Raw genomic sequence first — 25,752 nt, forward strand, 5'->3', positions numbered from 1 at the left:
AGCGTCGTGAGCCATGAGCGGCGCGGTATGCCCGGGATCATTCGATCCGGTGACGCTGGGACACGTCGACATCCTCGAGCGGGCGGCCGCGCAGTTCGACGAAGTGGTGGCCGCCGTGCTGGTCAATCCGAACAAGCGGGGCATGTTCAGCGTCGAAGAACGCATCGCGATGATCGAGGAGTCCACCACGCACCTGCCCAATTTGCGGGTCGAGTCCGGATCCGGTTTGGTGGTCGACTTCGTCCGATCCCGCGGGCTGACCGCCATCGTCAAGGGTCTGCGCACCGGCACCGACTTCGAATACGAGTTGCAGATGGCGCAGATGAACAAGCACATCGCCGGCGTGGACACGTTTTTCGTGGCGACCACACCGCGGTATTCGTTCGTGTCGTCGTCATTGGCCAAAGAGGTCGCCTCGATGGGCGGCGATGTCTCCGAGCTGCTACCCGAACCGGTGAACCGGCGGCTGGCCGAGAAGCTTTCGCGCGGAGCGTAATTCGTTACGGGTCGTCGTCGTCTTCGTCTTCGTCTTCCCGGAGGAGTTTTTCGGGGTGCCAGTAGGTGTTGGTGCGAGGCTGTCCGCGGTCCAGGTGAGGGGGTGGGATCCATTCGGTCTCACCTTTGGAGTTCTTGCGGGTGGTCCAGCCTTCTTCTTCGGCGAGCGGGTGATGGCCGCCGCAGCCCCAGGCCAGGTCGTTGACGTCGGTGGTGCGGCATGTGGCATACGGGGTGCAGTGGTGGGCCTCGCAGTGATAGCCCGGCACCGGGCAGTTGGGAAAGCTGCACCCGCGATCCTTGGCGTAGAGCACAATTCGCTGCGCGGGCGACGCTAAGCGCTTGGTGTGATACAGCGCCAGCGCCTTGCCCTTGTCGAAGATGCACAGGTAGTGATGCGCGTGGGAGGCCAGGCGGATCACATCGGACATCGGGAGTAGCGATCCGCCGCCGGTGAGGCCTTGTCCCGCGCCGGCTTCGAGGTCTTGCAGGGTGGCGGTGACGATGATGCTGGCCGGCAACCCATTGTGCTGACCGAGCTTTCCGGACCCCAGCAGCGCCTGCAGCCCCGCCAGCAGCGCGTCGTGATTGCGCTGCCCGGCGCTGCGTGTATCGCGCTGGGCCGCCTCCTCTGCGGCTGGCCCATCGACGACGGGGACCGTGTCCTCGGCGTTGCACATCCCGGGGGCGGCCAGCTTGGCCCACACCGCTTCGAGCGTGGCGCGCAACTCCGGAGTCACCCAGCCGGTCAGTTGCGACATGAGATCGGGGCCTTGCTTGCCCAGCATCAGCCCGCGCCGGCGCGCCCGGTCGTCGTCGGTGAAATCACCATCGGGGTTCAGACAGTCGGTGAGCCGCTCGGCCAACTTGCTCAAGTCGTCGGGGCGATGCTGCCCGGCGAGCCCCGCCAGATGGGCTTCGGCGTGCTCGCGGGTGTCGGCGTCGACGAATCCGGGCAGCCGGCGCATGAAGCTGCGGATCACCGCCACATGGCCGGCCCCGAGGTCTCCGGCGCGCTGGGCGGCCGCCGTGGCGGGCAACAGCGGCGCGAGCGGTTCGCCGGTGACCGCGCGGCGCGCTCCGAGATCGGCGGCCTCATGGATGCGCCGCGACGCCTCCGCGCGAGTAATCCGCAGCCGATCGGCCAGCGCCGAGGGCAGTGTGCCGCCCAACTCCGCCTTGTCGGCCTGCGCGGCGACCTCGTTGATCAACGGGTGCTCGACAGCGGGCAGCTGGCGGCGCAGCGTTTCGCAGCACTCCAGCAACGCCAACCGCTCCGGGGTGGTCAACACGTCGAAGGACAGATCCAGGGCGCGTTTCATGTCGGCCTTGAGATCGTCGAAGACCTCGACGATCTCCTCCCGGCAACTCGAACGCATGTTCGAATGCTACCAGGCTGGTGTGACGACCGCCACCGATTTCCACAAGTAAAACTAAAGTGACACAAGTGGTTACAGTGATTTCGCTGAGCATCCGCCCGCCCGTGCCCCGGCGTAGGGAACATCGGTTCTGTGGTCACCAGCAACCACTAAGCGTGCCCGTGGCCGTCGTGCCCGCTGGGGGAGCCGCCCATCATCCGGAGCATCGGTAAGCCGCCCGTAGCGACGAACCGGGCGACCAGCCCAAAAGCCAAAGCCAGGAACACGACGTTCAGCCAGGTCGTGTAATTCCACGAGATACCGGAGTGCATCACCGTCGCAGCGCGCTCACCGGGAATGAGATGCATTGTGCCAAAAAGCAATTCGACAAAATAGCCGGCCACGACCATCGCGGCGTAGAAGGTGCCCAGCAGCGTCAACATCATCCGGAAGCCGTAATACTTCCGGTAGATGTTCAGGATCGGCAGGATCAGCAGGTCGGCGAAGATGAACGCGATGACGCCGCCGAAGCTGATGCCCCCGTTCCACAGCACTGCCGCCAACGGCACATTGCCGATCGAGCAGACGAATGACGCGATCGCCACCAGCGGTCCGACGATCGGTCCCCATAGCGCAGAGAGCATCGGATCCTCGGCGAAAAAGAAGCGCTGCCAGAATGTTTCGGGCACCCAGGCTGCGATGGCCCCGGCGATCAAGAGGCCGACGACCAGGTCGCGAAGGATCGCCGCCCATTCCATGACGAAAACGTGCGACACAGCGGTAAACCCTTGCGGGGACAGCAGTCGTCGCCAAAATGAGCCTTCGCCCTGCACCGACATGTCCATGGCCGCATGGCCTTCCATCGAACCTGCGATACCGCGTTCAGCCTGCCGTCGGGCGGCGTCGATTACCCGCGACCGGACGAATAGCCGAAACAGCAGTGCCAGAGCGACAATCATCAACGGCCCGCCGATGAACTCCGCCGCCGTGAACTGCCAGCCCATCAGCAGCGCCAGGATGATGCCCAGCTCCACCACCAGGTTGGTCGAGGCGATTTCGAAGGCCATGGCGGCGGTGAAGTTGGCGCCCTTGCGAAACAGGGAACGGGCCAACGCCACCGCGGCGTAGGAACACGACGATGACGCGGCGCCCAGCCCCGCCGCCACGGCCAATGTCCGCGGTCGGTCGTCACCAAGCAGGGCAGCGATCGTCGCGCGTCGCACCAGGGACTGGACCACCGCCGAAAGTGCGAAACCCAGGATCAGTGCCCACAGAATTTCCCACGCCATCGAGCCGGCCAGGCCGAGGGCGCGAAGTACGGCGTCCACCCGTCTCATTGTGGGGCGCGCTGGCGGACCCCGGGGCAGGCCGACATAATGACGCCAAGTGTGCAGGTGAGCGGCACGGCTCGGGCCCGACAATATTCGACACACCGGGCCCGGCAACGCAGTCACAGGGGCAACACCAGGCACACTGGTAACAACAACGATGCCGGGAGGGTGTTGCGGTGTACCGAGTTTTCGAAGCGCTCGACGAGTTGGGCGCCATTGTCGAAGAAGCCCGAGGCGTGCCGATGACGGCGGGCTGTGTGGTGCCGCGCGGCGACGTGCTGGAGCTGATCGACGACATCAAGGATGCGATCCCCGGCGAACTCGACGACGCCCAGGATGTGCTCGACGCGCGCGACTCGCTGCTGCACGACGCCAAGACGCACGCCGACTCCATGGTGTCCTCTGCGACCACCGAGTCGGAGTCGATGATCAACCACGCTCGCGCGGAAGCGGATCGGATCCTGTCCGACGCCAAGGCGCAGGCCGACCGGATGGTCGCCGAGGCCCGCCAGCACAGCGAGCGGATGGTGTCCGAGGCGCGCGACGAGGCCGTCCGCATCGCGGCTGCGGCAAAGCGCGAGTACGAGGCCACCACCGGGCGCGCCAAGGCGGAATGCGACCGACTGGTCGACGAGGGCAACATCTCTTACGAGAAGGCCGTGCAAGAGGGCATCAAGGAGCAGCAGCGTCTGGTGTCGCAGACCGAGGTGGTGGCCTCGGCCAACGCGGAGGCCACCCGGCTCATTGATGCGGCCCACGCCGAAGCCGACCGGCTGCGCGGCGAGTGCGACATCTACGTCGACAGCAAGCTGGCCGAATTCGAAGAATTCCTCAACGGCACGCTGCGCTCGGTCAACCGCGGTCGCCACCAGCTGCGGACCGCGGCCGGCATGCACGACTACGCGCAGCGGTAGGGTCCTGCGCCCGTAGGATTGCGGGCATGCCCAGGCAGCACAGTTCCACGGCCCAGCGGCATCCGATCTCGCCGCTGGCAATCAACATTGCGCGACTGGGACGCCGCCCCGGAGCGATGTTTTCGGTGCACGACACGATCGCAAGCCCGTCCCGGATCGGGCTGGACCTGATCGCGATCGAGCGCGGTGCCCCGTTGCAACTGGACCTACGGGTCGAGTCGGTGTCGGAAGGCGTGTTGGTGACCGGAACGCTCGACGCGCCCACCGCCGGCGAGTGCGCCCGTTGCCTGACGACGGTCACCGGGCATGTGCAGGTCGAGCTGACCGAACTGTTCGCCTACCCGCATAGCGCCACCGAGGCGACCACCGAGGAAGACGAGGTCGGCCGCGTCGTCGACGACATCGTCGACCTCGAACAGCCCGTCATCGATGCCGTCGGACTGGAACTGCCGCTGTCGCCGGTGTGCCGTGTCGATTGCCCCGGGCTGTGCCCGGACTGCGGCGTGCCGCTGGCCGCTGAACCCGGTCATCACCACGACAAGATCGACCCGCGCTGGGCCAAACTGACGGCGATGCTGCCACCCGACGACGAGGCGCGGTCGTGAGTGATCTGCTCGACGCGCTGGGGGTCGATCTGCCTGACGAACTGCTGACCCTGGCGCTGACCCATCGCAGCTACGCCTACGAGCACGGCGGCCTGCCCACCAACGAGCGCCTGGAGTTCCTCGGCGACGCGGTCCTTGGCCTGACCATCACCGACGAGCTCTTCCGTCGCCACCCGGACCGCTCGGAGGGGGACTTGGCGAAGCTGCGGGCCAGCGTGGTCAACACCCAGGCGCTGGCCGAGGTCGCGCGGGCGCTGACCGACCACGGGCTGGGTGCCCACCTGCTACTGGGCCGCGGCGAGGCCAACACCGGCGGCGCGGACAAGTCCAGCATCCTGGCCGACGGGATGGAGTCGCTGCTGGGCGCGATCTACCTGCACCACGGCATCGACACCGCCCGCGAGGTGATCCTGCGGCTGTTCGGGGGTCTGCTCGACGCGGCGCCCACATTGGGCGCCGGCCTGGATTGGAAGACCAGCCTGCAGGAGCTGACCGCGGCCCGCGGGCTGGGCGCGCCGTCATACCAGGTCACGTCGACCGGCCCGGACCACGACAAGGAATTCACCGCCGTCGTGATCGTGATGGACACCGAATACGGCTCGGGTGTGGGCCGGACCAAGAAGGAAGCCGAGCAGAAAGCCGCGGCAGCGGCCTGGAACGCTCTCGACAGTGCCTGAACTGCCCGAAGTCGAGGTAGTGCGGCGTGGGCTGGCTGACCATGTGGTCGACAAGACCATCACCGCGGTCCGGGTGCATCACCCCCGCGCGGTGCGCCGCCACGAGGCCGGCCCGGCCGACCTGACGGCGCGACTGCTGGGCGCGCGGATCACCGGCACCGACCGGCGCGGCAAGTATCTGTGGCTGACGCTCGACGACGGCGACACCGCGCTCGTCGTGCACCTGGGCATGAGCGGGCAGATGCTGATCGGCGCGGTTCCCAACACCGGTCACCTGCGGATTGCCGCGGTGCTCGACGACGGGACCGCGCTGAGCTTCGTCGACCAGCGGACGTTCGGCGGGTGGCTGCTCGCCGACCTGGTGACCGTCGACGGCAGCGTGGTGCCCGCGCCGGTGGCGCACTTGGCGCGCGACCCGCTCGACCCGCGCTTCGACGTCGACGCGGTGGTTAAAGTGTTGCGGCGCAAGCATTCCGAAATCAAGCGCCAACTGCTCGACCAGACCGTGGTGTCGGGGATCGGCAACATCTACGCCGACGAGGCGCTGTGGCGGGCCAAGGTCAACGGCGCGCGGCTCGCCGACACGTTGACCCGCCCGAAACTGACCGCGGTGCTGGCGGCAGCCGCGGACGTGATGCGCGACGCCCTGGCGCACGGCGGCACGTCGTTCGATTCTCTGTACGTCAATGTCAACGGCCAGTCCGGGTACTTCGACCGTTCGCTGGACGCCTACGGTCGCGACGGCGAACCCTGCCGGCGTTGCGGCGCGGTGATCCGCCGCGAGAAGTTCATGAATCGCTCGTCGTACTACTGCCCGCGCTGTCAACCATTGCGAGCCAGAAAACCATAAAACCAGTATCCTGGTCGAATGAAGACCACGCTGGATCTGCCCGACGAATTGATGCGCGCAATCAAGGTCCGTGCGGCACAGCAGGACCGAAAGATCAAAGACGTGGTGACCGAACTACTGAGACGCGGCTTGTCGCAAGCGGAAACTGATATGACGACGGGGAAGCCGCGGCGCGTGCGGCTTCCGCTCGTGCACTGTGGCGGCGCAGCCCAGGGACAAGAGATGACGCCGGAGCGCGTCGCCGCGGTCCTGCTGGGCGAGGAGGCCCGGTCTTCCGGGCGCGACGATGCAGCTCTGTGACACGAATGTATGGCTGGCACTGGCACTTTCGGGGCATGTGCATCACGACGTGGCGCGCCGGTGGCTGGATACGATCGACGAGCCTGGCGTCATACACTTCTGCCGCGCAACCCAGCAGTCCTTCCTGCGGCTGTTGACCAATCGCACGGTCCTGGGCGCATATGGCCTGCCTCCGCTGACCAACAGCCAAGCATGGGCAGCCTGCGCAGCGTTCTTGGAGGACGACCGCATCGTGTTAACCAGTCGGGAACCCGACGGCCTGGAGGCCCAGTGGAAGGCGTTCGCAGTACGCCGGTCGTCCGCACCGAAGGTCTGGATGGATGCCTATTTGGCAGCCTTCGCGCGCACCGGCGGATTCGAGTTGGTGACAACCGACACGGACTTCAGGCAGTACCGCGGAATCGGTCTGCGGCTGCTGACCGAGTAGACCGCCCGGTAGAAAAGAACCCATGACGCAACTGTGGGTCGAACGCACGGGTACACGGCGTTACACCGGGCGCAGCTCGCGGGGCGCGCAGGTCCTCGTTGGGTCCGAGGACGTCGACGGCGTGTTCACGCCCGGGGAGCTGCTCAAGATCGCGCTGGCCGCCTGCAGCGGGATGGCCAGCGACCAGCCGCTGGCCCGTCGACTCGGCGACGACTATCAGGCGGTGGTCCGGGTCTCCGGCGCAGCCGACCGCGAACAGGAGCGGTACCCGCTGCTGGAGGAGACCCTGGAGCTCGACCTCTCCGGCCTCGACGACGCCGAAAGGGCGCGCGTGCTGACCGTTGTCCAGCGCGCGGTCGACCAGGTCTGCACCGTCGGGCGCACACTGAAGTCCGGCACCAAAGTCGCGTTCGAGGTAGTAAATGTCGGATCCTGACGTCCGGCTCACCGCCTGGGTTCGCGGGCGGGTGCAGGGAGTCGGTTTCCGCTGGTGGACCCGCTCCCGGGCGCTGGAATTAGGTCTGACCGGATACGTCGCCAACCGCGTCGACGGGCGGGTGCTGGTCGTTGCGCAGGGGCCGCGTGACGCCTGCGAACAGCTGCTACGTCTGCTGGAGGGCGGTGGCACGCCCGGCCGCGTCGACAAGGTCGTCGCCGACTGGTCGCAAGACCCAGACGACCTAAAAGACTTCGAGGGTTTCAGCGCGCGCTAACCGCGCGCCCATCGGGCTCGGCGGTAGTCTCACACGTCGTGTACCTCAAGAGTCTGACGCTCAAGGGCTTCAAGTCCTTCGCTTCGCCGACGACTCTGCGCTTCGAGCCGGGCATCACCTGCGTCGTCGGCCCCAACGGCTCGGGCAAATCCAACGTCGTCGACGCGCTGGCCTGGGTGATGGGCGAACAGGGCGCCAAGACGCTGCGCGGCGGCAAGATGGAAGACGTCATCTTCGCCGGCACGTCGTCGCGGGCGCCGCTGGGCCGCGCCGAGGTGACCGTCACCATCGACAACTCCGACAACGCGCTGCCGATCGAATACTCGGAGGTGTCGATCACCCGCCGGATGTTCCGCGACGGCGCCAGCGAGTACGAAATCAACGGCAGCAGTTGTCGTTTGATGGATGTGCAGGAGCTGCTCTCCGACTCCGGCATCGGCCGCGAGATGCATGTCATCGTCGGCCAGGGCAAGCTGAACGAAATCCTGGAGTCGCGGCCCGAAGACCGCCGGGCGTTCATCGAAGAAGCGGCCGGGGTGCTCAAGCACCGCAAGCGAAAGGAAAAGGCGGTCCGCAAGCTCGAGGCGATGTCGGCGAACCTGGCCCGGCTCACCGATCTGACCACCGAACTGCGCCGCCAGCTCAAACCGCTGGGCCGCCAGGCCGAGGTGGCCCGTCGCGCGGCGACCATCCAGGCCGACCTGCGCGACGCCCGGCTGCGGCTGGCCGCCGACGACGTCGTTACCCGGCAGGCCGAGCTCAACGACACCAACCAGGCGGAGGCGGCGTTGCGCCGCGAGCACGACGAGGCCGCGGCCCGGATGGCGGTCGCGTCGGAGGAGCTGGCCGCCCACGAGCAGGCGCTGGCCGCGTTGTCGCACAAGGCCGAATCGGCGCAACAGACCTGGTTTACATTGTCCGCGTTGGCCGAACGCGTCAGCGCGACCGTACGCATCGCCAGCGAGCGCGCCCAGCATCTCGACGTCGAGCCGCCCGCCACCGGTGGCCCCGACCCCGACGCGCTAGAGGCTGAAGCCGAACAGGTTGCGGCGCAAGAACAGCAGCTGCTGAGCGAGCTGGCCGGTACGCGCAGCCGGCTGGAGGCCGCCCGCGCGGAGCTGGCCCACCGCGAACGCCATGCCGCCGAAGCCGAAGCGGCGCACCTGGCGGCGGTGCGTGCCGAGGCCGACCGCCGCGAGGGGCTGGCCCGGCTGGCCGGCCAGGTCGAGACCATGCGGGCGCGCGTCGAGTCGATCGACGACAGCGTCGCCAAGCTGTCCGAGCGCATCGAACAAGCCGCCGCGCGCGCCCAGCAGGCCCAGGCCGAATTCGAGACGGTGCAGGGCCGCGTCGGCGAGCTCGACCAAGGGGAGGTCGGTCTCGACGAGCACCACGACCGCACGGTCGCGGCGCTGCGGCTGGCCGACGAGCGGGTCGCCGAACTGCAGGCCGCCGAGCGCGGCGCCGAGCGACAGGTCGCGTCGCTGCGCGCACGCATCGACGCGCTGGCGGTGGGCCTCGAACGCAAGGACGGCGCCGCCTGGCTGACTGAAAATCGCAGTGGCGCGGGTATTTTCGGGACTCTTGCGAAATTGGTCAAAGTGCGATCCGGTTATGAGACGGCGTTGGCGGCGGCGCTCGGCGCGGCCGCTGATGCGGTCGCGGCCGATAGTTTCGGCGCGGCCCGCTCGGCGGTGACCGCACTCAAGCAGGCCGACGGGGGCCGCGCGGCGATCGTGCTGGGTGACTGGCCGGCCGAGACACCGCAAACCGGCCCGTTGCCCGACGGCGCCCGCTGGGCAGTGGACCTGGTCGAGGCCCCGCCCCGGCTGCGGGGTGCGATGACCGCGATGCTGTCCGGCGTCGCGGTGGTCACCGACCTGGCCGCGGCCCTGGATCTGGTTGCGGGACAACCGAAGTTGCGCGCGGTCACTCTCGACGGCGATCTGGTCGGCGCCGGCTGGGTCAGCGGCGGTTCGGACCGGAAACCCTCGACGCTGGAGATCACCAGCGAGATCGAGAAGGCCCGCGCCGAGCTGGCCGCCGCCGAGGCGCAGGCCGGCCAGCTGTCCGCGGCGCTGTCCGGGGCGCTGAGCGAACAGGCCGCCCGCCAGGACGCCGCCGAGCAGGCGCTGGCCGCGCTCAACGAATCCGACGCCGCGATCTCGGCGATCTACGAGCAACTTGGGCGGCTGGGCCAGGATGCCCGCACCGCCGAGGAGGAGTGGCGCCGGCTGCTGCACCAGCGCGAGGAGCTGGAGGCTGGACGCGCCCAGACCCTCGAGGAGCTCGGCGAGTTGGAGACCCGGCTGCGCAACGCCGAGCAGACCCAGCCGGAGTCGGCCACCGAGCCCGTCGAGCGTCAGCAGATCGCGTCCGCCGCCGAGGCCGCCCGGGCCGCCGAGGTGGAAGCCCGACTGGCGGTGCGCACCGCCGAGGAACGCGCGAATGCCGTTCGCGGACGGGCGGATTCGCTGCGCCGGGCCGCCGCCGCCGAGCGGGAGGCACGGCTGCGCGCCCAGCAGGCCCGCGCCGCGCGGGAGCGCGCCGCCGCGGTGGCCGCCGCCGTTGCCGACGCCGGGCGGCTGTTGGCCGAAAGGCTGGACCGGGTGGTGCATGCGGCGTCGCGCAACCGCGACGCGCTGGCCGCCGAACGTCATCAGCGGTCGACGGCGCTGGCCGCGGTGCGTGAGGAGGTGAACGCGCTGGGCAACCGGGTCGCCGCGCTGACCGAGTCGTTGCACCGTGACGAGGTGGCCAAGGCGCAGGCCGCGCTGCGCATCGAGCAGCTCGAGCAGATGGTGCTCGAGCAGTTCGGGATGGCGCCCGACGACCTGGTCGCCGAATACGGCCCGGACGTCCCACTGCCGCCGTCCGAGCTGGAGATGGCCGAATACGAGCAGGCCCGCGAACGCGGCGAACAGGTCACTGCGCCGGCACCGATGCCGTATGACCGGGCGACCCAGGAACGCCGCGCCAAACGCGCCGAGCGTGAGCTGGCCGAGCTGGGCCGGGTCAACCCGCTGGCGCTGGAGGAGTTCGCCGCGCTGGAGGAGCGCTACAACTTCCTGTCCACCCAGCTCGAGGACGTCAAGGCGGCCCGCAAGGATCTACTTGACGTCGTCGCCGACGTCGACGCCCGCATCCTGCAGGTGTTCAGCGACGCGTACGCCGACGTGGAACGCGAGTTCGGGCAGGTGTTCGCCACCCTGTTCCCCGGCGGGGAGGGCCGGCTGCGACTGACCGACCCCGACGACATGCTGACCACCGGCATCGAGGTGGAGGCCCGCCCACCCGGCAAGAAGATCAAGCGGCTGTCGTTGCTGTCCGGCGGCGAGAAAGCGCTCACGGCGGTGGCGATGCTGGTCGCGATCTTCAGGGCCCGCCCGTCGCCGTTCTACATCATGGACGAGGTGGAGGCCGCGCTCGACGACACCAACCTGCACCGGCTGCTGCACCTGTTCGAGCAGTTGCGCGCCCAGTCGCAGCTGATCGTGATCACCCACCAGAAGCCGACGATGGAAGTCGCCGACGCGCTGTACGGCGTCACCATGCGCGACGACGGCATCACCGCGGTCATCTCGCAGCGGCTGCGGGGTCAGGAGCTGGTCGGCAGCCCCGCATAGCCGCCGCCACGCCCCTGGAACAATGGCGGGGTGTCGGAAAGCCTCTGGATCGCAATAGCGGTTGTCGCCGCACTGGTCGTCATAGCCGCGCTGGTCTTCGGCCTGGTCCGCTACCGCCGGCGGCAGATCAGCCTGTCGGCCCGCGAGCAGACCCTCGACCGCTCCGGCGGCTACACCGCGTCGTCCGGAATCACCTTCAGCCAAACCGCGACGGCGGAGCGCATCGACACCACCGGGCTGCCTGGTGTCGGCGACGACGCGACCATTCCGCGTGACGCGCCCAAACGCACCATCACCGATATCGAACTGCCCGAACCCCAAAGGGCAGCCCCCGACATCGAGGCGATCGCGCCGCCTGAGGGCCGGTTGGAGCGATTGCGCGGAAGGCTCGCTAGGTCGCAAAACGCGCTGGGCCGCAGCATGCTGGGCCTGCTCGGCGGCGGAGACCTCGACGAGGACTCCTGGCAGGAAGTCGAGGACACCCTGCTGATCGCCGACCTCGGCCCGGTGGTCGCCACCTCCGTGGTGGCGAAGCTGCGCAGCCAACTCGCCAGCAAGAACGTGCGCACCGAGGCCGACGCCCGCGCGGTGCTGCGCGAGGTCCTGATCAGCGAGCTGCGGCCCGACCTGGACCGCTCCATCCGCGCACTGCCGCACGCCGACCATCCGTCGGTGCTGCTGGTCGTGGGCGTCAACGGCACCGGCAAGACCACGACGGTCGGCAAGTTGGCGCGGGTGTTGGTCGCCGACGGGCGCCGCGTCGTGCTGGGCGCGGCCGACACGTTTCGGGCCGCCGCGGCCGATCAGCTGCAGACCTGGGCCGCCCGGGTCGGCGCCGAGGTGGTGCGCGGCGCCGAAGGCGCCGACCCAGCGTCGGTGGCGTTCGACGCCGTGGACAAGGGCATCGCGACCGGCGCCGACGTCGTCGTCATCGACACCGCCGGGCGGCTGCACACCAAGACCGGGCTGATGGACGAACTCGGCAAGGTCAAACGGGTGGTGAGCCGGCGCGCGGCCGTCGACGAGGTTCTGCTGGTACTCGACGCCACCATCGGCCAGAACGGGCTGGCGCAGGCGAAGGTGTTCGCCGAGGTCGTCGACCTCACCGGCGCCGTGCTGACCAAGTTGGACGGCACCGCCAAGGGCGGCATCGTCTTTCGCGTCCAGCAGGAACTGGGCGTGCCGGTCAAGCTGGTCGGGCTCGGGGAGGGGCCCGACGACCTGGCGCCGTTCGAACCCGCCGCGTTCGTCGACGCCTTGCTGGGTTAAGCCGGCCGCCGGCTGACCTCGCCTCGATAGGCACCCGTGAGCACCCTGTAACTCCCGCGAAACCGCGCTGCGTCGGACCCGAAACAACCACTGCTCATTGTTTGACCAGGTCAGTGACAGGAGGTTGGACGCGTGGACCATTTCCCGACGATGGGGGTGCCCGACACCGGAGACACCGCCTGGATGCTGGCCAGCTCGGCGCTGGTGCTATTGATGACGCCGGGGCTGGCGTTTTTCTACGGCGGCATGGTCCGCGCCAAGAGCGTCCTCAACATGATCATGATGAGCATCAGCGCGATGGGCGTGGTGACGGTGCTGTGGGTGCTTTACGGCTATTCGCTGGCCTTCGGCGACGACGTCGGCAACGTCGCGGGCAATCCCACCGAATACTGGGGTCTGAAGGGGCTCATCGGCGTCAACGCTGTCGCCGCTGACCCGGCCAGCTCGACACCGGCGGTTGCGATTCCGCTGGTGGGTAGCTTGCCCGCAACGGTTTTCGTGGCGTTCCAACTGATGTTCGCGATCATCACCGTCGCGTTGATCTCCGGCGCGGTGGCCGACCGGTTGAAGTTTGGCAGCTGGATGCTGTTTGCCGCACTGTGGGCGACGGTCGTGTACTTTCCGATCGCTCACTGGGTGTTCGCCGCCGACAAGGCGGCGTCGGCCCACGGCGGTTGGATTCTCAACAAGCTGCATGCCATCGACTTCGCCGGCGGGACGGCCGTCCACATCAATGCCGGCGTGGCGGGCCTGGTGCTGGCCGTCATCCTCGGCAAGCGCCGAGGCTGGCCCGCAACTCCGATGCGGCCGCACAACCTGCCCTTCGTCATGCTGGGGGCGGGACTGCTGTGGTTCGGCTGGTACGGCTTCAACGCCGGTTCGGCCACCAGCGCCAACGGCGGCGCCGGTTCGACGTTCATCACCACCACGGTCGCGACAGCCGCGGCCATGCTCGCCTGGTTGCTGACCGAGCGCATCCGCGACGGTCGCGCGACGTCGCTGGGCGCAGCGTCGGGCATCGTGGCGGGCCTGGTTGCGATTACCCCGTCGTGTTCGTCGGTCAATGTCTTGGGCGCGTTGGCAATCGGCTTTGTGGCCGGGGTCGCGTGCGCACTGGCCGTCGGGCTGAAGTATCGATTCGGCTTTGACGACTCCCTCGACGTGGTCGGGGTGCATCTGGTCGGGGGTCTCGTCGGCACATTGCTGGTGGGCCTGCTCGCGGCGCCGGAGTCCCTTGCCATCGCCGGAGTCTCGGGAGTGTCGCCGGGCGTGTTCTACGGCGGCGGTTTCGCTCAGCTGTGGCGGCAGGCCATCGGCGCGGGCAGTGTCCTTGCCTATTCGGCTGTGGGCACGGCTATCTTGGCTCTGGTCGTGAAATTCACCATCGGGCTGCGCCTCAACGCGGAGGATGAAGCCTCGGGCATCGACGAAGCTCAGCACGCCGAGAGCGGTTACGACTTCGCGGTTGTCGCCAGTTCGGTTCCTGCACATCACGGCATCGAGGGAGCAGAGGGACAAAGAAATGAAGCTGATTACCGCGATCGTCAAGCCGTTTACGCTGGAAGATATCAAGCGCAGCCTGGAGGAGCTGGGGCTCCTGGGGATGACGGTCAGCGAAGTCAAGGGGTACGGGCGGCAGAAGGGTCACACTGAGGTTTACCGGGGTGCCGAGTACTCGGTGGATTTCGTGCCGAAGGTGCGCATCGAGGTCCTGGTTGACGACTTCGCCGCCGACAAAGTCGTCGACAGCATCGTGCGGGCGGCGCGCACCGGCAAGATCGGCGACGGCAAAGTGTGGGTCAGCCCGGTGGAAACCGTTGTGCGGGTACGCACCGGCGAGCGCGGGGTGGATGCGATTTGATATGGCCCGTGAGCACCTGACCCGACCTGGGCAGTAATGACACCACGTGGCCCAGATTCACCCGGGGCATTCCGGCCGGACACCGCCTCAGGTGGAAATAACTCTGCCGCAACAGGTTTATCCGCTGCCAGGGCTCAGCTGCTCGCCAGCGCATCAGACCAAATGGATTCGGGTGCGCTGCGCCAAGCGTGGGGGGAGCTGCACGAATTCTGGCTGTCCGCCAAAGCAATCGAAATCGGTATCACGGCCGGGAGCGGTTTTGCGGTCATCGCGACCGGTTCACTGGGCCGTCGCGAGCTGCTGCCGCATTCTGACCTGGACCTGCTGCTGGTCCACGATGAGATGGCCGCAGACACCGTCGGTCAGGTCGCGGAGCAGTTGTGGTATCCGTTGTGGGACAGCAACATTCGTCTGGACCACAGCGTGCGTACGGTTGCCGAGGCATTGCGGGTTGCCGGCGCGGACATTGCCGCGGGCCTGGCCATGCTGGATGCACGCCACATCGCCGGTGATGAGAAGTTGTCGGCGCGGCTTGTCGATGGCGTGCGGCGGCAGTGGCGGGCCGAAATCCGCTCTCGCTTCGGCGAACTCGTCGAAGCCACCCAGTCGCGATGGCGCCGCAGCGGCGAGATCGCGCACCGTGCGGAACCCGACCTCAAGTGCGGTCGCGGCGGGCTGCGCGATGTCCAATTGCTGGAGGCACTGGCCGTCGCCCAGCTCGCCGACCGTGATAGCGGTTCGCTGACCGGGGCGTACCTCACCCTGCTCGACGTCCGCACGGAGCTGCACCGCGTTTCCGGGCGCGGTCATGACCTGTTGTTGGCCCAGTACGCCGACGAGATCAGCGCCGCGTTGCACGTCGGGGACAGGTACGACCTGGCCCGCACGCTCTCCGACATGGCCCGGACCATCAGCTACCGGGTCGACGCCGGCCTGCGCACCGCCGCCAACGCGCTACCGCGGCGCGGGATGTCGGCCATGCGGCCGCGGCTGCGACGGCCGCTGGACGAGGGCGTGGTCGAGTACGCCGGGGAAGTGGTTCTGGCCCGCGACGCGCGACCGGAACGCGATCCCGCCCTGGTGTTGCGGGTTGCCGCCGCGTCGGCCGTCACCGGCTTGCCGATCGCGGCGTCCACCCTGACCCGGCTGGCCGACACCGCGCCCGAGCTGCGCACGCCGTGGCCGCGTGAGGCGTGCGACAACCTCTTGGTCCTGCTGGCGGCGGGACCAGCCATGGTGGCAACCATCGAGGCGCTCGACCGCACCGGGCTGTGGGGCCGGTTGTTCCCGGAATGGGAGGCCGTCCGCGACCTTCCGCCCCATGATGTCGTCCATATCTGGACCGTGGACCGGCACCTGGTCGAAACAGCCGTGCGCGCAAGGGTTTTCACGACCCGAGTAGCGCGCCCCGACCTGCTGGTACTTGCCGCACTGCTGCACGACATCGGCAAGGGCCGGGGCACCGATCACAGCGTCATCGGCGCCAAGCTGGCAACGCAGATCGGCACCAGGCTGGGTATGTGGCCATCCGACGTCGAGATGCTCTCGAAGCTGGTGTTGCACCATCTGCTGCTGGCGAAGACGGCCACCCGCCACGACCTCAACGACCCGGACACCATTGCCACCGTCTCCGGGGCCCTCGGCGGTGATCCGGTGCTGTTGGACGTGTTGCATGCGCTGACCGAAGCCGACGCACTGGCCACCGGGCCCGCGGTGTGGAGTGACTGGAAGGCGTCGCTGGTCGGCGACCTGGTCCGGCGCTGCCGGCTGGTGATGGCCGGGATGCCGCTGCCGCACGCCGATCCGATTGATCCCGAATATCTTTCGCTGGCGGCGGACCGCGGGGTGCACGTGGAGTTGCGGCGCGGCAGCAGCCGGCGCAGCTACCACGTGGCGATGATCGCCCCGGACCAGCGCGGCCTGTTGTCCAAAGCAGCGGGCGTGTTGGCGCTGAATTCGCTGCGGGTGCATTCCGCATCGGTGAACATCCACGAGGGCGCCGCAATCAACGAATTCGTGGTGTCGCCGCACTTCGGCTCTCCGGCCTCGGCCGACCTGCTGCGTCAGCAGTTCGCTCGAGCGCTTGCCGGCGATTTCGATGTCCTCGGCATGCTCGGAAAGCGCGACAGCGAAGCGCATCGCAGCCCTGTCCGCGACGTGCCGACCGCAGTCCCCGTCCACGATTCGACCGCCCAGCCACGCATTGTCTGGTTCAACGGCACGGCCGGCAGGCAGGTCATCGAAGTTCGCGCCACCGACAGCGCCGGCTTGCTCGCCCGGCTCACCGGCACGTTAGAGCGCGCCGGGGCCGATATCGTTTGGGCGAAAGTGACCACTCGGGGCTCGATGGTCGACGACGTGTTCTGCATCGTGCTGCCCAACGGGAACGCCGGGGACGTCCCGGAGCTGCGAGCCGCGATCGAGCGGGACCTGCTCGCCGAGTTGCGCTGCGCAGCCGACAGACCCGTCGACCGCGCGGGTTAGGAAATGCGGGCGCCGATTCCGAAAGAGCGCCGCGCATGTGAATTTGCCACTTTTGGCGACTGGGGTGGCCATATCAAATGTTTCGGAATTGTTAAGTTCTTCATGTTGTCGTCATGTTCGGAGGAAATGTGTTAAAGGTTCGGACTCGGCCGTTAAAAAGCCGTTGTGAACCTGTTCTTCGGCCGATGTGTCGGGAAAACTAATGAACGACGAATGGGCAGTCGCCGCAGTGGCCGGCCCATTTTCTGGTGGATTTGTCGAGAAAGGTTAGTTCGATATGGCCATACAGCCGGAGCGGTTGGCGGCGGCGCTGACAAAACTGCAAGACAGGGGCGCGGCCCTGCAGGCTCTGGAGGCGGCCATCGCCGCCCCGCCGGCCGGGTTGCCCCCGGCGGCCACCGACGAGGTATCGGCGCTGATGGCGACGCAGTTCGCACTGCACGGCGAGGCCTATCGGGCGGTCAGCGCCCAAGCCCGGGCGATGCACGAGATGTTTGTGGGCATCCTGGCTGCAGGCGCTGCCACGCAGCCAGCGCCTGACGTCGCCGACAGCTAGGCGGTCAGCTAAAAGGCTGCGGTTGCCGCTGGATTCGCGGTGACCGCAGCCTTTGCCGTGGTGCTCGTCAGACGAGCACCTGCTTGGGCATCACCGTGGGCTTGACGCCGTAACGCGGCGCCCCGAAGCCGTAGCCCGCGCGACCGGCCGAGGCGACCGACGGCATGCCGGCCGGCAGAGCCGTCACCTCGCCCGCCTCTTCGGCGGCCGCCGTCCAGCCTGTGCCCGCCAGCGTGGCGCCGGTACCGGCGGGGGTTGCCGCAGACCAGCTGGCCGGCACCGACAGTCCGCTGCCGATCGAGGATGCCGAGCCCATTCCCGCCAGCACCGTCGGCGCACCGAAACCGCCGGTAGCAGGACCCGCCGAACCTGCGAGCGTCATGCCCATGCCCACGCCGGCCCCGACGGGCGTGACCTCGCCGACCGTGACACCCGCCGGCGCGTTGGCCATGAAGTGGCCCAGGGTCGCTGCGGCAGAGATGGTCATCATCGCGCACCACGACGCTGTGACATCTGCGGAGTTGATGGAGTTCGACACCATCGGCACGCCGAGGAGGTCGTTGAGACCCTGCCAGATCGACGTTCCGGAACTCGCGTTCGACGTCACCGCACTCAGTGGGTTGGCGAGCGCCCCCTGCGCGTTGGTGAGGTTGCCGAGCAGCCCGCTCAGGCCCGTCGACGCCGCATTGCTGTTAACGGCGTCGGCGACCGCGGCAGCTTGCAGGCCCCCTCCGGCCGGGTTGGTGTTCTGGGCCGGCGGGGTCAGCGGAGACACCTGCGCGTTCACCGCCGACGTGGCCGCGTAGCCGTACAGCGCTGCGGCGTCCTGCGCCCAGAACTCCGCGTACATGGCCTCGTTCGCCATGATCGCCGGGGTGTTCTGCCCCAGGATGTTCGTCGCGACGAGCGCCGCCAGCTGCGCCCTGTTGGCGGCGATCACCGGCGGTGGAACGGTGGCCATGAACGCCGTCTCATACGCTGCCGCAGACGCCATCGCCTTGGCGGCCGCTTCCTGCAGCTGCCCCGAGGTGGTGTTCAGCCAGGCGATGTACGGCTGGGCGGCGGCGGCCATCGATGCGGATGACGGTCCAAGCCACTCCGAGCCGACGAGCTGGGAGATCACCGCCTCGTAGGAAGCCGCGTTGGAGCTCAGTTCCGAGCTCAGGCTGCTGAACGCCGACGCGGCGGCCATCAGCGGGCCGGCCCCGGCCCCGGCGTACATGAGCGCAGAGTTGACCTCCGGCGGTCGCGCTGCGAAGTCAAAGAACATCTCGTTGAATCCCGTCCCTCAGTTGACCTAGTTGGTAAACCCGGCCGCCGTTGGCCGTCGCAAATCCTTACGTAACCGTCGGTTTGGGCATTGCCGGCATGACCTTGGGTTTGACGCCGTAGCGCGGTGCTCCGAAGCCGTAGCCGCCGCGACCGGCCGAGGCGACCGACGGCATGCCGGCCGGCATGGTGGTCACCGTTCCTGCGTGGGGCGCGGCCGTGGTCCAGTTCTGGGCCGCAAATGTGACGGGCGTGCTCGCTCCCGGGACTCCGGCTGCCCAGCTGGGTGGCACGGACAGGCCGCCGACGGCTGAGGCCTGGCCGACCCCGGCCAGCACCGCCGGCGCCCCGCCGAGGCCGCCGACTCCGCCGGCGGCCGCCGGAGAGACGGCTCCGTCCAGGCCGGCCGCGACGCCCCCGATGTCGGCGGCGGCTTCCTCGGGTAGCGCGGTGAGAAGACCGCCGCCGCCCATGCCGATCAGGTCCGATGCCGCCGACGCCCAGTTCCCGACCTGGATGTTGCCGAGGTTGGCGATGTTGCTGTTGAACGGGTTCGACGACGAACCGAGCATGTTGGCGAGGTTTTCGAATATGTCGCCGAGCCCGGTCGACTGTGTCGGGGCCGCCGACGCGGCCGACGACGCTCCGAACAGCGATCCCATTCCCTGCAGCGGCGTCGAGGCGGCCGCGACCTGATTGGCCGCCTCGGTCTCTCCGTACGAGCCGGCGCTGGTTCCCAGCAGGTTGACGAACTGCTGGTGAACGGCGTGCGCCTGGGCGCTGACCGACTGGTAGAGCTGGCCGTACGTCGAGAACACGCCCGCCTGCAGCATTGACACCTCGTCGGAGGCCGCGGGTGGGATGGCTGTGGTGGGAGGCGCCGCCGCCGCGCTCTCGGCGGAGAACGAGTTGCCGATGCCCTCGAGCTGGGCTGCGGCTGCGGCGATCGCTTCAGGCACCGTCTTCACGAACACCATGTATTTCTCCCGAGCAAAATAAATCGACTCTTTCAGGAGCCGACTATGAGTTGAGTGTGTGGCGGTCTGGCAATGGATCCACCGCTATTTTGCTTAACTGTCGGCCCACGGCAAAGCGGGTTAATGACCTTTTAACGTCTGCGGGCCAACTTTTAACAGTTCGTTTGTGGGGGCCGGCCGGAGGGGGTAACTGGCCTGTTAAAAAATTCTCACCATTTATAAGGCAGACAGATTACCGAATGCTCACCACCATTAAAATCAACGCAGACCGGAGGCCAGAGCGTTAAAAGCGTGTTACCAAGTTGTCCCAGCCGGGTCCGGCGCCGGTGTGGCGGGCACCCCGAGCCCGCCGTGCATCCTCGGAGCCGGCGCCCGTCCGTCTCGGGCCGGGTACGGTCATCGCAACCAAGCCAGCCACCCGGCCATGCCGGCGCCATTGTGGGGATCAACCGACGTTGCCTCTCACCGACAGGGGGTCACCGCTGACGTGAACGATGACCCGCGCTCCGATGCGGTCGGCCGCCAGTACCAGCGGTGGAGCTACCCGCCTCCGATCCAGGACCTCGAGGAGTGGACGGCCGGGCACTGGGAGTGGTTCGACCCTTTGCACGCGCACCGCGTTTTATGGCCGGACCGTGAATACAAGCCCGATCTCGACATCTTGATTGCGGGCTGTGGCACTAACCAGGCGGCGGTTTTTGCCTACAACAATCCCAATGCGAACGTGCTGGCAGTCGACATCAGCCAGTCCTCACTGGAGCACCAGAAATATCTGAAAGAAAAACACCGGCTGTCGAATCTGGATTTGCGTCTGATGCCGATCGAAGACCTGCCGAGCCTGGGCCGCGATTTCGATCTGGTGGTATCGACAGGCGTATTACATCACATGGCGGATCCGCTTACTGGCATGAACGCAATCGCCGACTGCTTGCGACAGTATGGCGCTATGGGTGTCATGCTCTATGCAAAGTACGGGCGGCTCGGCGTCGATTTGCTGGAATCGGTCTTTCGCGACCTGGGACTGGTTCAGGACGACGCGTCGATACAAATAGTCAAAGAAACTCTTTCACTGCTGCCCGCGGACCATCCCGCCCAAAGCTATCTCAAGCTAGCGCGAGATCTGCAGTCCGATGCCGCCTTCGTGGACACGTTCCTGCATGGTAGAGCACGTAGTTATACCGTCGAAGAATGTATCGACTTGGTCGCGTCAGCCGGCTTGGAATTCCAGGGCTGGTTTCACAAGGCGCCGTATTACCCGCACGACTTGCTGGTTCAGAAAAGCAAGTTCCATGCGACCGTAGACACGTTGCCCGAAGAACGGATCTGGTCGGTCATGGAGCGCCTGCAGACGTCGAACGGTTGCCATTTTTTCATTGCCTGTCGGCCCGACCGACCAAAAGAGAGTTACACAATCGATTTTCGGACGGCCGGGGCGCTCGATTACATTCCGCTGATGCGCACCAGGTGCGGTTTCTCCGGCAGCGACATTTTTTGGCCCGGGGCGCGCATGCGCCTGAGCCCGATTCAGTCGGCGTTTGTACAGTACGTCGACGGCCGACGCACGATTCGAGAGATCGCCGAATGCGTGGCGGCGCAGAGTGAGTGGGGCCAAGTCGGCGACATCGACCGCGAGACATTTGGCCGGAAGCTATTCCAGTCGCTGTGGCGTCTCGATTTTGTTGCGATGGCAATCAATACGCGCTCACCTGCTTAGGCGTTTGCCATCCCGCGTCGCGGGTCTGGCGCGATTGTTGCGTCGTGCCGGCGCTCGTCATCGCCCGGCTAGCATGGCGGCGTGTTTGAATCGCTGTCCGACCGGCTGACCGGTGCCCTTCAGGGGCTGCGTGGCAAGGGCCGGCTGACCGACGCCGACATCGACGCCACCACCCGCGAAATCCGGCTGGCACTGCTGGAAGCCGACGTCTCGCTGCCGGTGGTACGGGCCTTCGTCAACCGGATCAAGGAGCGCGCCAAGGGCGCGGAGGTTTCCGGGGCGCTCAACCCGGCGCAGCAGGTCGTCAAGATCGTCAACGAAGAACTGATCGGCATCCTGGGCGGCGAGACCCGGCTGCTGCGGTTCGCCAAGACCCCGCCGACCGTGGTGATGCTGGCCGGCTTGCAGGGCTCAGGTAAGACGACGCTGGCCGGCAAGCTGGCCTTGTGGTTACGCAATCAGGGCCATACGCCGCTGTTGGTGGCTTGCGATCTTCAGCGGCCGGCCGCGGTGAACCAGCTGCAGGTCGTCGGTGAGCGTGCCGGGGTTCCGGTGTTCGCGCCGCACCCGGGAGCGTCGCCGGAAAGCGGCCCCGGTGACCCGGTCGCCGTCGCGGCTCAAGGTCTCGCCGAGGCGCAGGCCAAGCACTTCGACGTCGTCATCGTCGACACCGCCGGGCGGCTGGGCATCGACGAGGAGATGATGGCGCAGGCCGCCGCCATCCGCGATGCCATCAACCCCGACGAGGTGCTGTTCGTCCTGGACGCGATGATCGGCCAGGACGCCGTCACCACCGCCGAGGCGTTCCGCGAGGGTGTCGGCTTCACCGGCGTGGTGCTGACCAAGCTGGACGGTGACGCGCGCGGCGGTGCCGCGCTGTCGGTCCGCGAAGTGACCGGTGTCCCAATACTTTTCGCCTCCACTGGGGAGAAGCTGGAAGACTTCGACGTCTTCCACCCGGACCGGATGTCCAGCCGCATACTGGGCATGGGCGACGTGCTGAGCCTGATCGAACAGGCCGAGCAGGTCTTCGACGCGCAACAAGCCGAGGCCGCGGCGGTCAAGATCGGGACCGGCGAGCTGACGCTGGAGGATTTCCTCGAGCAGATGCTGGCAATCCGCAAGATGGGACCGATCGGCAACCTGCTCGGCATGCTGCCCGGCGCCGGCCAGATGAAGGAGGCGCTGGCAGCCGTCGACGACAAACAACTCGACCGGCTGCAGGCGATCATCCGCGGAATGACACCCGAGGAGCGCGCCGACCCGAAGATCATCAACGCCTCGCGCCGACTGCGGATCGCCAACGGCTCCGGGGTGACCGTCTCGGAGGTCAACCAGCTGGTCGACCGCTTCTTCGAGGCCCGCAAGATGATGTCGTCGATGGTCGGCGGCATGGGCATACCCGGGCTCGGCCGCAAGTCGGCGACTCGAAAAGCCAAGGGTGGTAAGGGCAAGAAGGGCAAGAAGCGCGGCCCGACACCAAAACGCAGCCCGCTCGGGCTGCCCGCCGGCTTCCCCGACCTGTCACAAATGCCGGCCGGCCTCGACGAGCTGCCTCCCGGCCTGGCCGATCTCGACTTGTCCAAGCTGAACTTCCCCGGCAAGAAATAGCCGCATGCGGCTCCACGTCCGCGGAAACCGACTGCCCGACGGCGAGTCCGTGCAGTGGTGGATCGTCGACGGCAAGCTCAGCGCCGAACCGGTCGCGGGCGCCGAGACCGTCTTCGACACAGGCTGGATCCTGCCCGGGCTCGTCGACGCGCACTGTCATGTCGGCGTCGGCCCCGGCGGCGCCGTCGAGCTCGACGAGGCGATCCGTCAGGCCGAGGCCGAACGCGACGCCGGTGCCCTGCTGCTGCGCGACTGCGGTTCACCGATCGACACCCGCAGCCTCGACGACCGCGACGATCTGCCCCGGATCATTCGCGCCGGACGGCATCTGGCCAAACCGAAGCGCTATATCCCAGGGTTGCCGATCGACCTCGACGACGAATCGCAGCTGCCCGCGGCGGTGGCCGAGCAGGCCCGCCGCGGCGACGGCTGGGTCAAGCTGGTCGGCGACTGGATCGACCGCGAGGTCGGTGATCTGGCGCCGTTGTGGTCCGACAAGGTGCTCAAGACCGCGATCGACACCGCGCACGCCCACGGCGCCCGCGTCACCGCGCATGTGTTCGGTGAGGACGCGCTGCCCGGGTTGATCAAAGCCGGCATCGACTGCATCGAGCATGGCTACGGGCTCACCGACGACACCATCGAGCTGATGGTCGAGCACGGCACCGCGCTGGTACCGACGCTGATCAACCTCGAGAACTTCCCCGGCATCGCCGAGAAGGCCTCGCGCTACCCGGTCTACGCGAACCATATGCGCGACCTGTATGCCCGCGGCCGGCAGCGACTCGGTGTCGTGCGCGACGCCGGCGTGCCGATCTACGCCGGCACCGACGCCGGCGGCGGCATCACCCACGGGCGCATCGCCGACGAGGTCGACGCGCTCAAAGGCATCGGGATGACCCCGACGGAGGCGCTCGGCGCAGCGTGCTGGGAGGCCCGGCGCTGGCTGGGCCGGCCAGGTCTGGACGATGGCGCCTCGGCAGATCTGTTGTGCTACACCGACGATCCGCGTCAGGGTGCGGCCGTGCTCAACCGGCCGGACCTGGTGATCCTGCGCGGCCGGGTGTTCTGACCCGGCGCGGTCGGGGATCGGCCGTTAGCATCGAGGGATGTCGTTGGCCGCCGGCACGACGTTTGCTGGATACACCATTGTTCGGATGCTGGGCTTCGGCGGGATGGGCGAGGTGTATCTGGCGCAGCACCCCGCTCTGACCCGCTACGACGCCCTCAAGGTTCTTCCCGCGGCGCTCACCGCCGACACCGAATTCCGTGAGCGGTTCACCCGCGAGACGGAGGCGGCGACGACGCTGTACCACCCGCACATCGTCGACGTGCACGATCGCGGCGAGTTCGACGGCCGGCTGTGGGTTGCGATGGATTACGTCGACGGGATCAACGCTGCCCAGCTCGTCACCGAGCGGCATCCGGCCGGCATGCCGGCCGGTGACGTGCTCGCGATCGTCGCGGCCGTCGCGAGCGCGCTCGACTACGCACACCGGCGCGGGCTCCTGCACCGCGCCGTCAAACCCAGCAACATCCTGCTCACCAACCCCCAAGCGGGGGAGCAGCGAATCCTGTTGACCGACTTCGGGATAACGCGACGACCCGGTCAGCCTGGCTACGCGGCACCGGAACAACTGACGAGCGCCGACATCGACGGCCGCGCCGATCAATACGGGCTGGCCGCCACCACCTATCACCTGTTCACCGGTGCGCCGCCGGACCAGCAGCCCGGTGCCGCATCGCCGCGACTTCGCGCGCGGCGCCCCGAACTGGCGCCGCTCGACGACGTGTTGGCCACCGCCCTGGCCAAGAACCCGGGAGACCGATTCGGCCGGTGCAGCGACTTCGCCGCGGCACTCATCGAGCGGGCCGGGGGCTGGACCGGTGAGCGCAGCCCCGATGCCGCCCTCGCCGTCGTCGACTACCCCGACGACTCGGAGCCCGAACCGGACGTTGTACCGGCGAAACGCAACCGGCCGTGGCTTTTGCTGGGGGCGGCGGCCGCCGCGGTTGTGTTGCTGGTGACGGGCCTGCTGGCCGGCTTCCTGATCGGCCGCAAGCACCACCCGACCGCCACTCAGGCCGTCCCGCCAAGCGTGGTCCGGGTGCCGGCCGCGGTCCCTACGACCACCGCCGCCCCCGTCATGCCCGCTCGGGACCAGATGCTCGACGGCACCTACCAAGTAGACATCAACCGCTCACAGCAGACGTTCAACGACAACCCGGACCCGCAACCGCCCGATGTGACCACATGGTGGGCATTCCGTTCCTGGTGCACCTCCACCGGATGTGTCGCCGCCGGAACACAACTCGACGACAACGACCACCGCACGGCGAGCAATCCCGCCGGCACACTCACGCTGGACTTCCGCCAGGGCGCGTGGCAATCGCGGCCCGAAACGCTGCGGTTCCCCTGCATCGGGCCGAGGGGAGCGGCGGACAGCGAGACCACGACGCAGGTGTTGTCGTTGCAACCGCAGGCTCATGGTCCCTTGCGCGGCGTGATGACGGTGACCGTCGAGACCAACGAATGTGGCCAGCAGGGCGGTCGGATCACAATCCCGGCGGTGGCCGGACGGGTCGGTGCTGTGCCGCCGGACATCACTATCCCGGGCCCGGGGCCGGCCACCGACAATCCGGCTCCATCCACGACGACCCCGGCCGCGCCATCCACCGAAAGCCCCGCGGCGCCGACGCCAGGCCGCTGACCAG

General features: G+C 67.7%; 23 protein-coding genes. 19 read left to right on the top strand and 4 right to left on the bottom strand.

Features of this window, described 5'->3' with window-relative positions; genetic code table 11:
* Positions 1-13 precede the first annotated feature (13 nt).
* A complete protein-coding gene (gene coaD / locus AWB95_RS05245) occupies positions 14-496 on the top strand; it encodes a pantetheine-phosphate adenylyltransferase (protein WP_062541599.1) in 483 nt (160 codons plus the stop codon).
* Between the two features lie 4 nt (positions 497-500).
* On the opposite strand, the gene AWB95_RS05250 is transcribed toward coaD, so the two are convergent.
* Complete coding sequence (locus tag AWB95_RS05250; protein ID WP_085167747.1) at positions 501-1,874, bottom strand: 13E12 repeat family protein; 1,374 nt, start codon at positions 1,872-1,874, stop codon at positions 501-503.
* Between the two features lie 149 nt (positions 1,875-2,023).
* Complete coding sequence (locus AWB95_RS05255; protein ID WP_062541767.1) at positions 2,024-3,190, bottom strand: permease; 1,167 nt, start codon at positions 3,188-3,190, stop codon at positions 2,024-2,026.
* Between the two features lie 170 nt (positions 3,191-3,360).
* Here AWB95_RS05255 and sepIVA point away from each other — a divergent pair, with 170 nt between their 5' ends.
* The 14 genes from sepIVA to AWB95_RS05325 all read left to right on the top strand — a co-directional run bounded on the left by sepIVA (position 3,361) and on the right by AWB95_RS05325 (position 17,466).
* Positions 3,361-4,098 carry a cell division protein SepIVA gene (gene sepIVA, locus AWB95_RS05260; RefSeq protein WP_062541768.1) on the top strand — a complete coding sequence of 246 codons (738 nt, stop codon included), beginning with the start codon at positions 3,361-3,363 and terminating at the stop codon, positions 4,096-4,098.
* Between the two features lie 26 nt (positions 4,099-4,124).
* The gene (locus AWB95_RS05265; protein WP_062541769.1) at positions 4,125-4,703 is read left to right on the top strand and encodes a YceD family protein; all 579 of its coding nucleotides are present in this window, start codon (positions 4,125-4,127) and stop codon (positions 4,701-4,703) included.
* Positions 4,700-5,380, top strand: a complete 681-nt coding sequence (gene rnc / locus AWB95_RS05270) for a ribonuclease III (RefSeq protein ID WP_062541770.1) — start codon at positions 4,700-4,702, stop codon at positions 5,378-5,380. The genes AWB95_RS05265 and rnc overlap by 4 nt, the downstream gene beginning before the upstream one ends.
* Positions 5,373-6,230: a DNA-formamidopyrimidine glycosylase gene (gene mutM, locus AWB95_RS05275; RefSeq protein ID WP_062541771.1), complete on the top strand. Its 858-nt coding sequence runs from the start codon at positions 5,373-5,375 to the stop codon at positions 6,228-6,230. The genes rnc and mutM overlap by 8 nt, the downstream gene beginning before the upstream one ends.
* Before the next feature lie 18 nt (positions 6,231-6,248).
* Positions 6,249-6,530, top strand: coding sequence for an antitoxin (locus AWB95_RS05280; RefSeq protein WP_085167749.1), 282 nt, complete (start codon positions 6,249-6,251; stop codon positions 6,528-6,530).
* Entirely contained in the window at positions 6,517-6,957 is a 441-nt protein-coding gene (locus AWB95_RS05285) for a type II toxin-antitoxin system VapC family toxin (protein ID WP_062541772.1), read from the top strand. The genes AWB95_RS05280 and AWB95_RS05285 overlap by 14 nt, the downstream gene beginning before the upstream one ends.
* Before the next feature lie 22 nt (positions 6,958-6,979).
* A complete protein-coding gene (locus tag AWB95_RS05290) occupies positions 6,980-7,393 on the top strand; it encodes an OsmC family protein (RefSeq protein ID WP_062541773.1) in 414 nt (137 codons plus the stop codon).
* A complete protein-coding gene (locus tag AWB95_RS05295; protein ID WP_062541774.1) occupies positions 7,380-7,670 on the top strand; it encodes an acylphosphatase in 291 nt (96 codons plus the stop codon). Before AWB95_RS05290 ends, AWB95_RS05295 begins: the two co-directional genes overlap by 14 nt.
* A 38-nt stretch (positions 7,671-7,708) precedes the next feature.
* Positions 7,709-11,296, top strand: a complete 3,588-nt coding sequence (gene smc, locus AWB95_RS05300; RefSeq protein WP_085167750.1) for a chromosome segregation protein SMC — start codon at positions 7,709-7,711, stop codon at positions 11,294-11,296.
* 30 nt (positions 11,297-11,326) lie between these two features.
* Entirely contained in the window at positions 11,327-12,565 is a 1,239-nt protein-coding gene (gene ftsY, locus AWB95_RS05305) for a signal recognition particle-docking protein FtsY (RefSeq protein WP_085167752.1), read from the top strand.
* A 132-nt stretch (positions 12,566-12,697) separates the two neighbouring features.
* A complete protein-coding gene (locus AWB95_RS05310; RefSeq protein ID WP_180276020.1) occupies positions 12,698-14,218 on the top strand; it encodes an ammonium transporter in 1,521 nt (506 codons plus the stop codon).
* Positions 14,145-14,426 carry a P-II family nitrogen regulator gene (locus AWB95_RS05315; protein ID WP_238600932.1) on the top strand — a complete coding sequence of 94 codons (282 nt, stop codon included), beginning with the start codon at positions 14,145-14,147 and terminating at the stop codon, positions 14,424-14,426. Before AWB95_RS05310 ends, AWB95_RS05315 begins: the two co-directional genes overlap by 74 nt.
* 36 nt (positions 14,427-14,462) lie before the next feature.
* On the top strand, positions 14,463-16,910 hold the full coding sequence (locus AWB95_RS05320; RefSeq protein WP_085167754.1) for a [protein-PII] uridylyltransferase: 2,448 nt from the start codon (positions 14,463-14,465) through the stop codon (positions 16,908-16,910).
* Between the two features lie 277 nt (positions 16,911-17,187).
* The gene (locus AWB95_RS05325) at positions 17,188-17,466 is read left to right on the top strand and encodes a PE family protein (protein ID WP_062541410.1); all 279 of its coding nucleotides are present in this window, start codon (positions 17,188-17,190) and stop codon (positions 17,464-17,466) included.
* Between the two features lie 67 nt (positions 17,467-17,533).
* Here AWB95_RS05325 and AWB95_RS05330 read toward each other — a convergent pair whose 3' ends face one another.
* Both AWB95_RS05330 and AWB95_RS05335 read right to left on the bottom strand, forming a co-directional pair.
* Complete coding sequence (locus AWB95_RS05330) at positions 17,534-18,736, bottom strand: PPE family protein (RefSeq protein WP_085167756.1); 1,203 nt, start codon at positions 18,734-18,736, stop codon at positions 17,534-17,536.
* A gap of 67 nt (positions 18,737-18,803) precedes the next feature.
* Complete coding sequence (locus AWB95_RS05335; protein ID WP_085167758.1) at positions 18,804-19,712, bottom strand: PPE family protein, SVP subgroup; 909 nt, start codon at positions 19,710-19,712, stop codon at positions 18,804-18,806.
* A gap of 487 nt (positions 19,713-20,199) precedes the next feature.
* Here AWB95_RS05335 and AWB95_RS05340 point away from each other — a divergent pair, with 487 nt between their 5' ends.
* The 4 genes from AWB95_RS05340 (at position 20,200) to AWB95_RS23925 (ending at position 25,748) form a co-directional block, all read left to right on the top strand.
* Positions 20,200-21,426 (top strand): class I SAM-dependent methyltransferase, encoded by a 1,227-nt coding sequence (locus tag AWB95_RS05340; RefSeq protein WP_062539148.1) that lies wholly within the window; start codon positions 20,200-20,202, stop codon positions 21,424-21,426.
* Between the two features lie 81 nt (positions 21,427-21,507).
* Entirely contained in the window at positions 21,508-23,037 is a 1,530-nt protein-coding gene (ffh, locus tag AWB95_RS05345; RefSeq protein ID WP_062539147.1) for a signal recognition particle protein, read from the top strand.
* A 4-nt stretch (positions 23,038-23,041) separates the two neighbouring features.
* A complete protein-coding gene (locus AWB95_RS05350; RefSeq protein ID WP_085167760.1) occupies positions 23,042-24,109 on the top strand; it encodes a metal-dependent hydrolase family protein in 1,068 nt (355 codons plus the stop codon).
* Between the two features lie 37 nt (positions 24,110-24,146).
* Positions 24,147-25,748 (top strand): serine/threonine-protein kinase, encoded by a 1,602-nt coding sequence (locus AWB95_RS23925; RefSeq protein WP_062539146.1) that lies wholly within the window; start codon positions 24,147-24,149, stop codon positions 25,746-25,748.
* Positions 25,749-25,752: the final 4 nt, after the last annotated feature.

It is taken from the genome of Mycobacterium celatum, assembly GCF_002101595.1.
Lineage (GTDB): Bacteria > Actinomycetota > Actinomycetes > Mycobacteriales > Mycobacteriaceae > Mycobacterium > Mycobacterium celatum.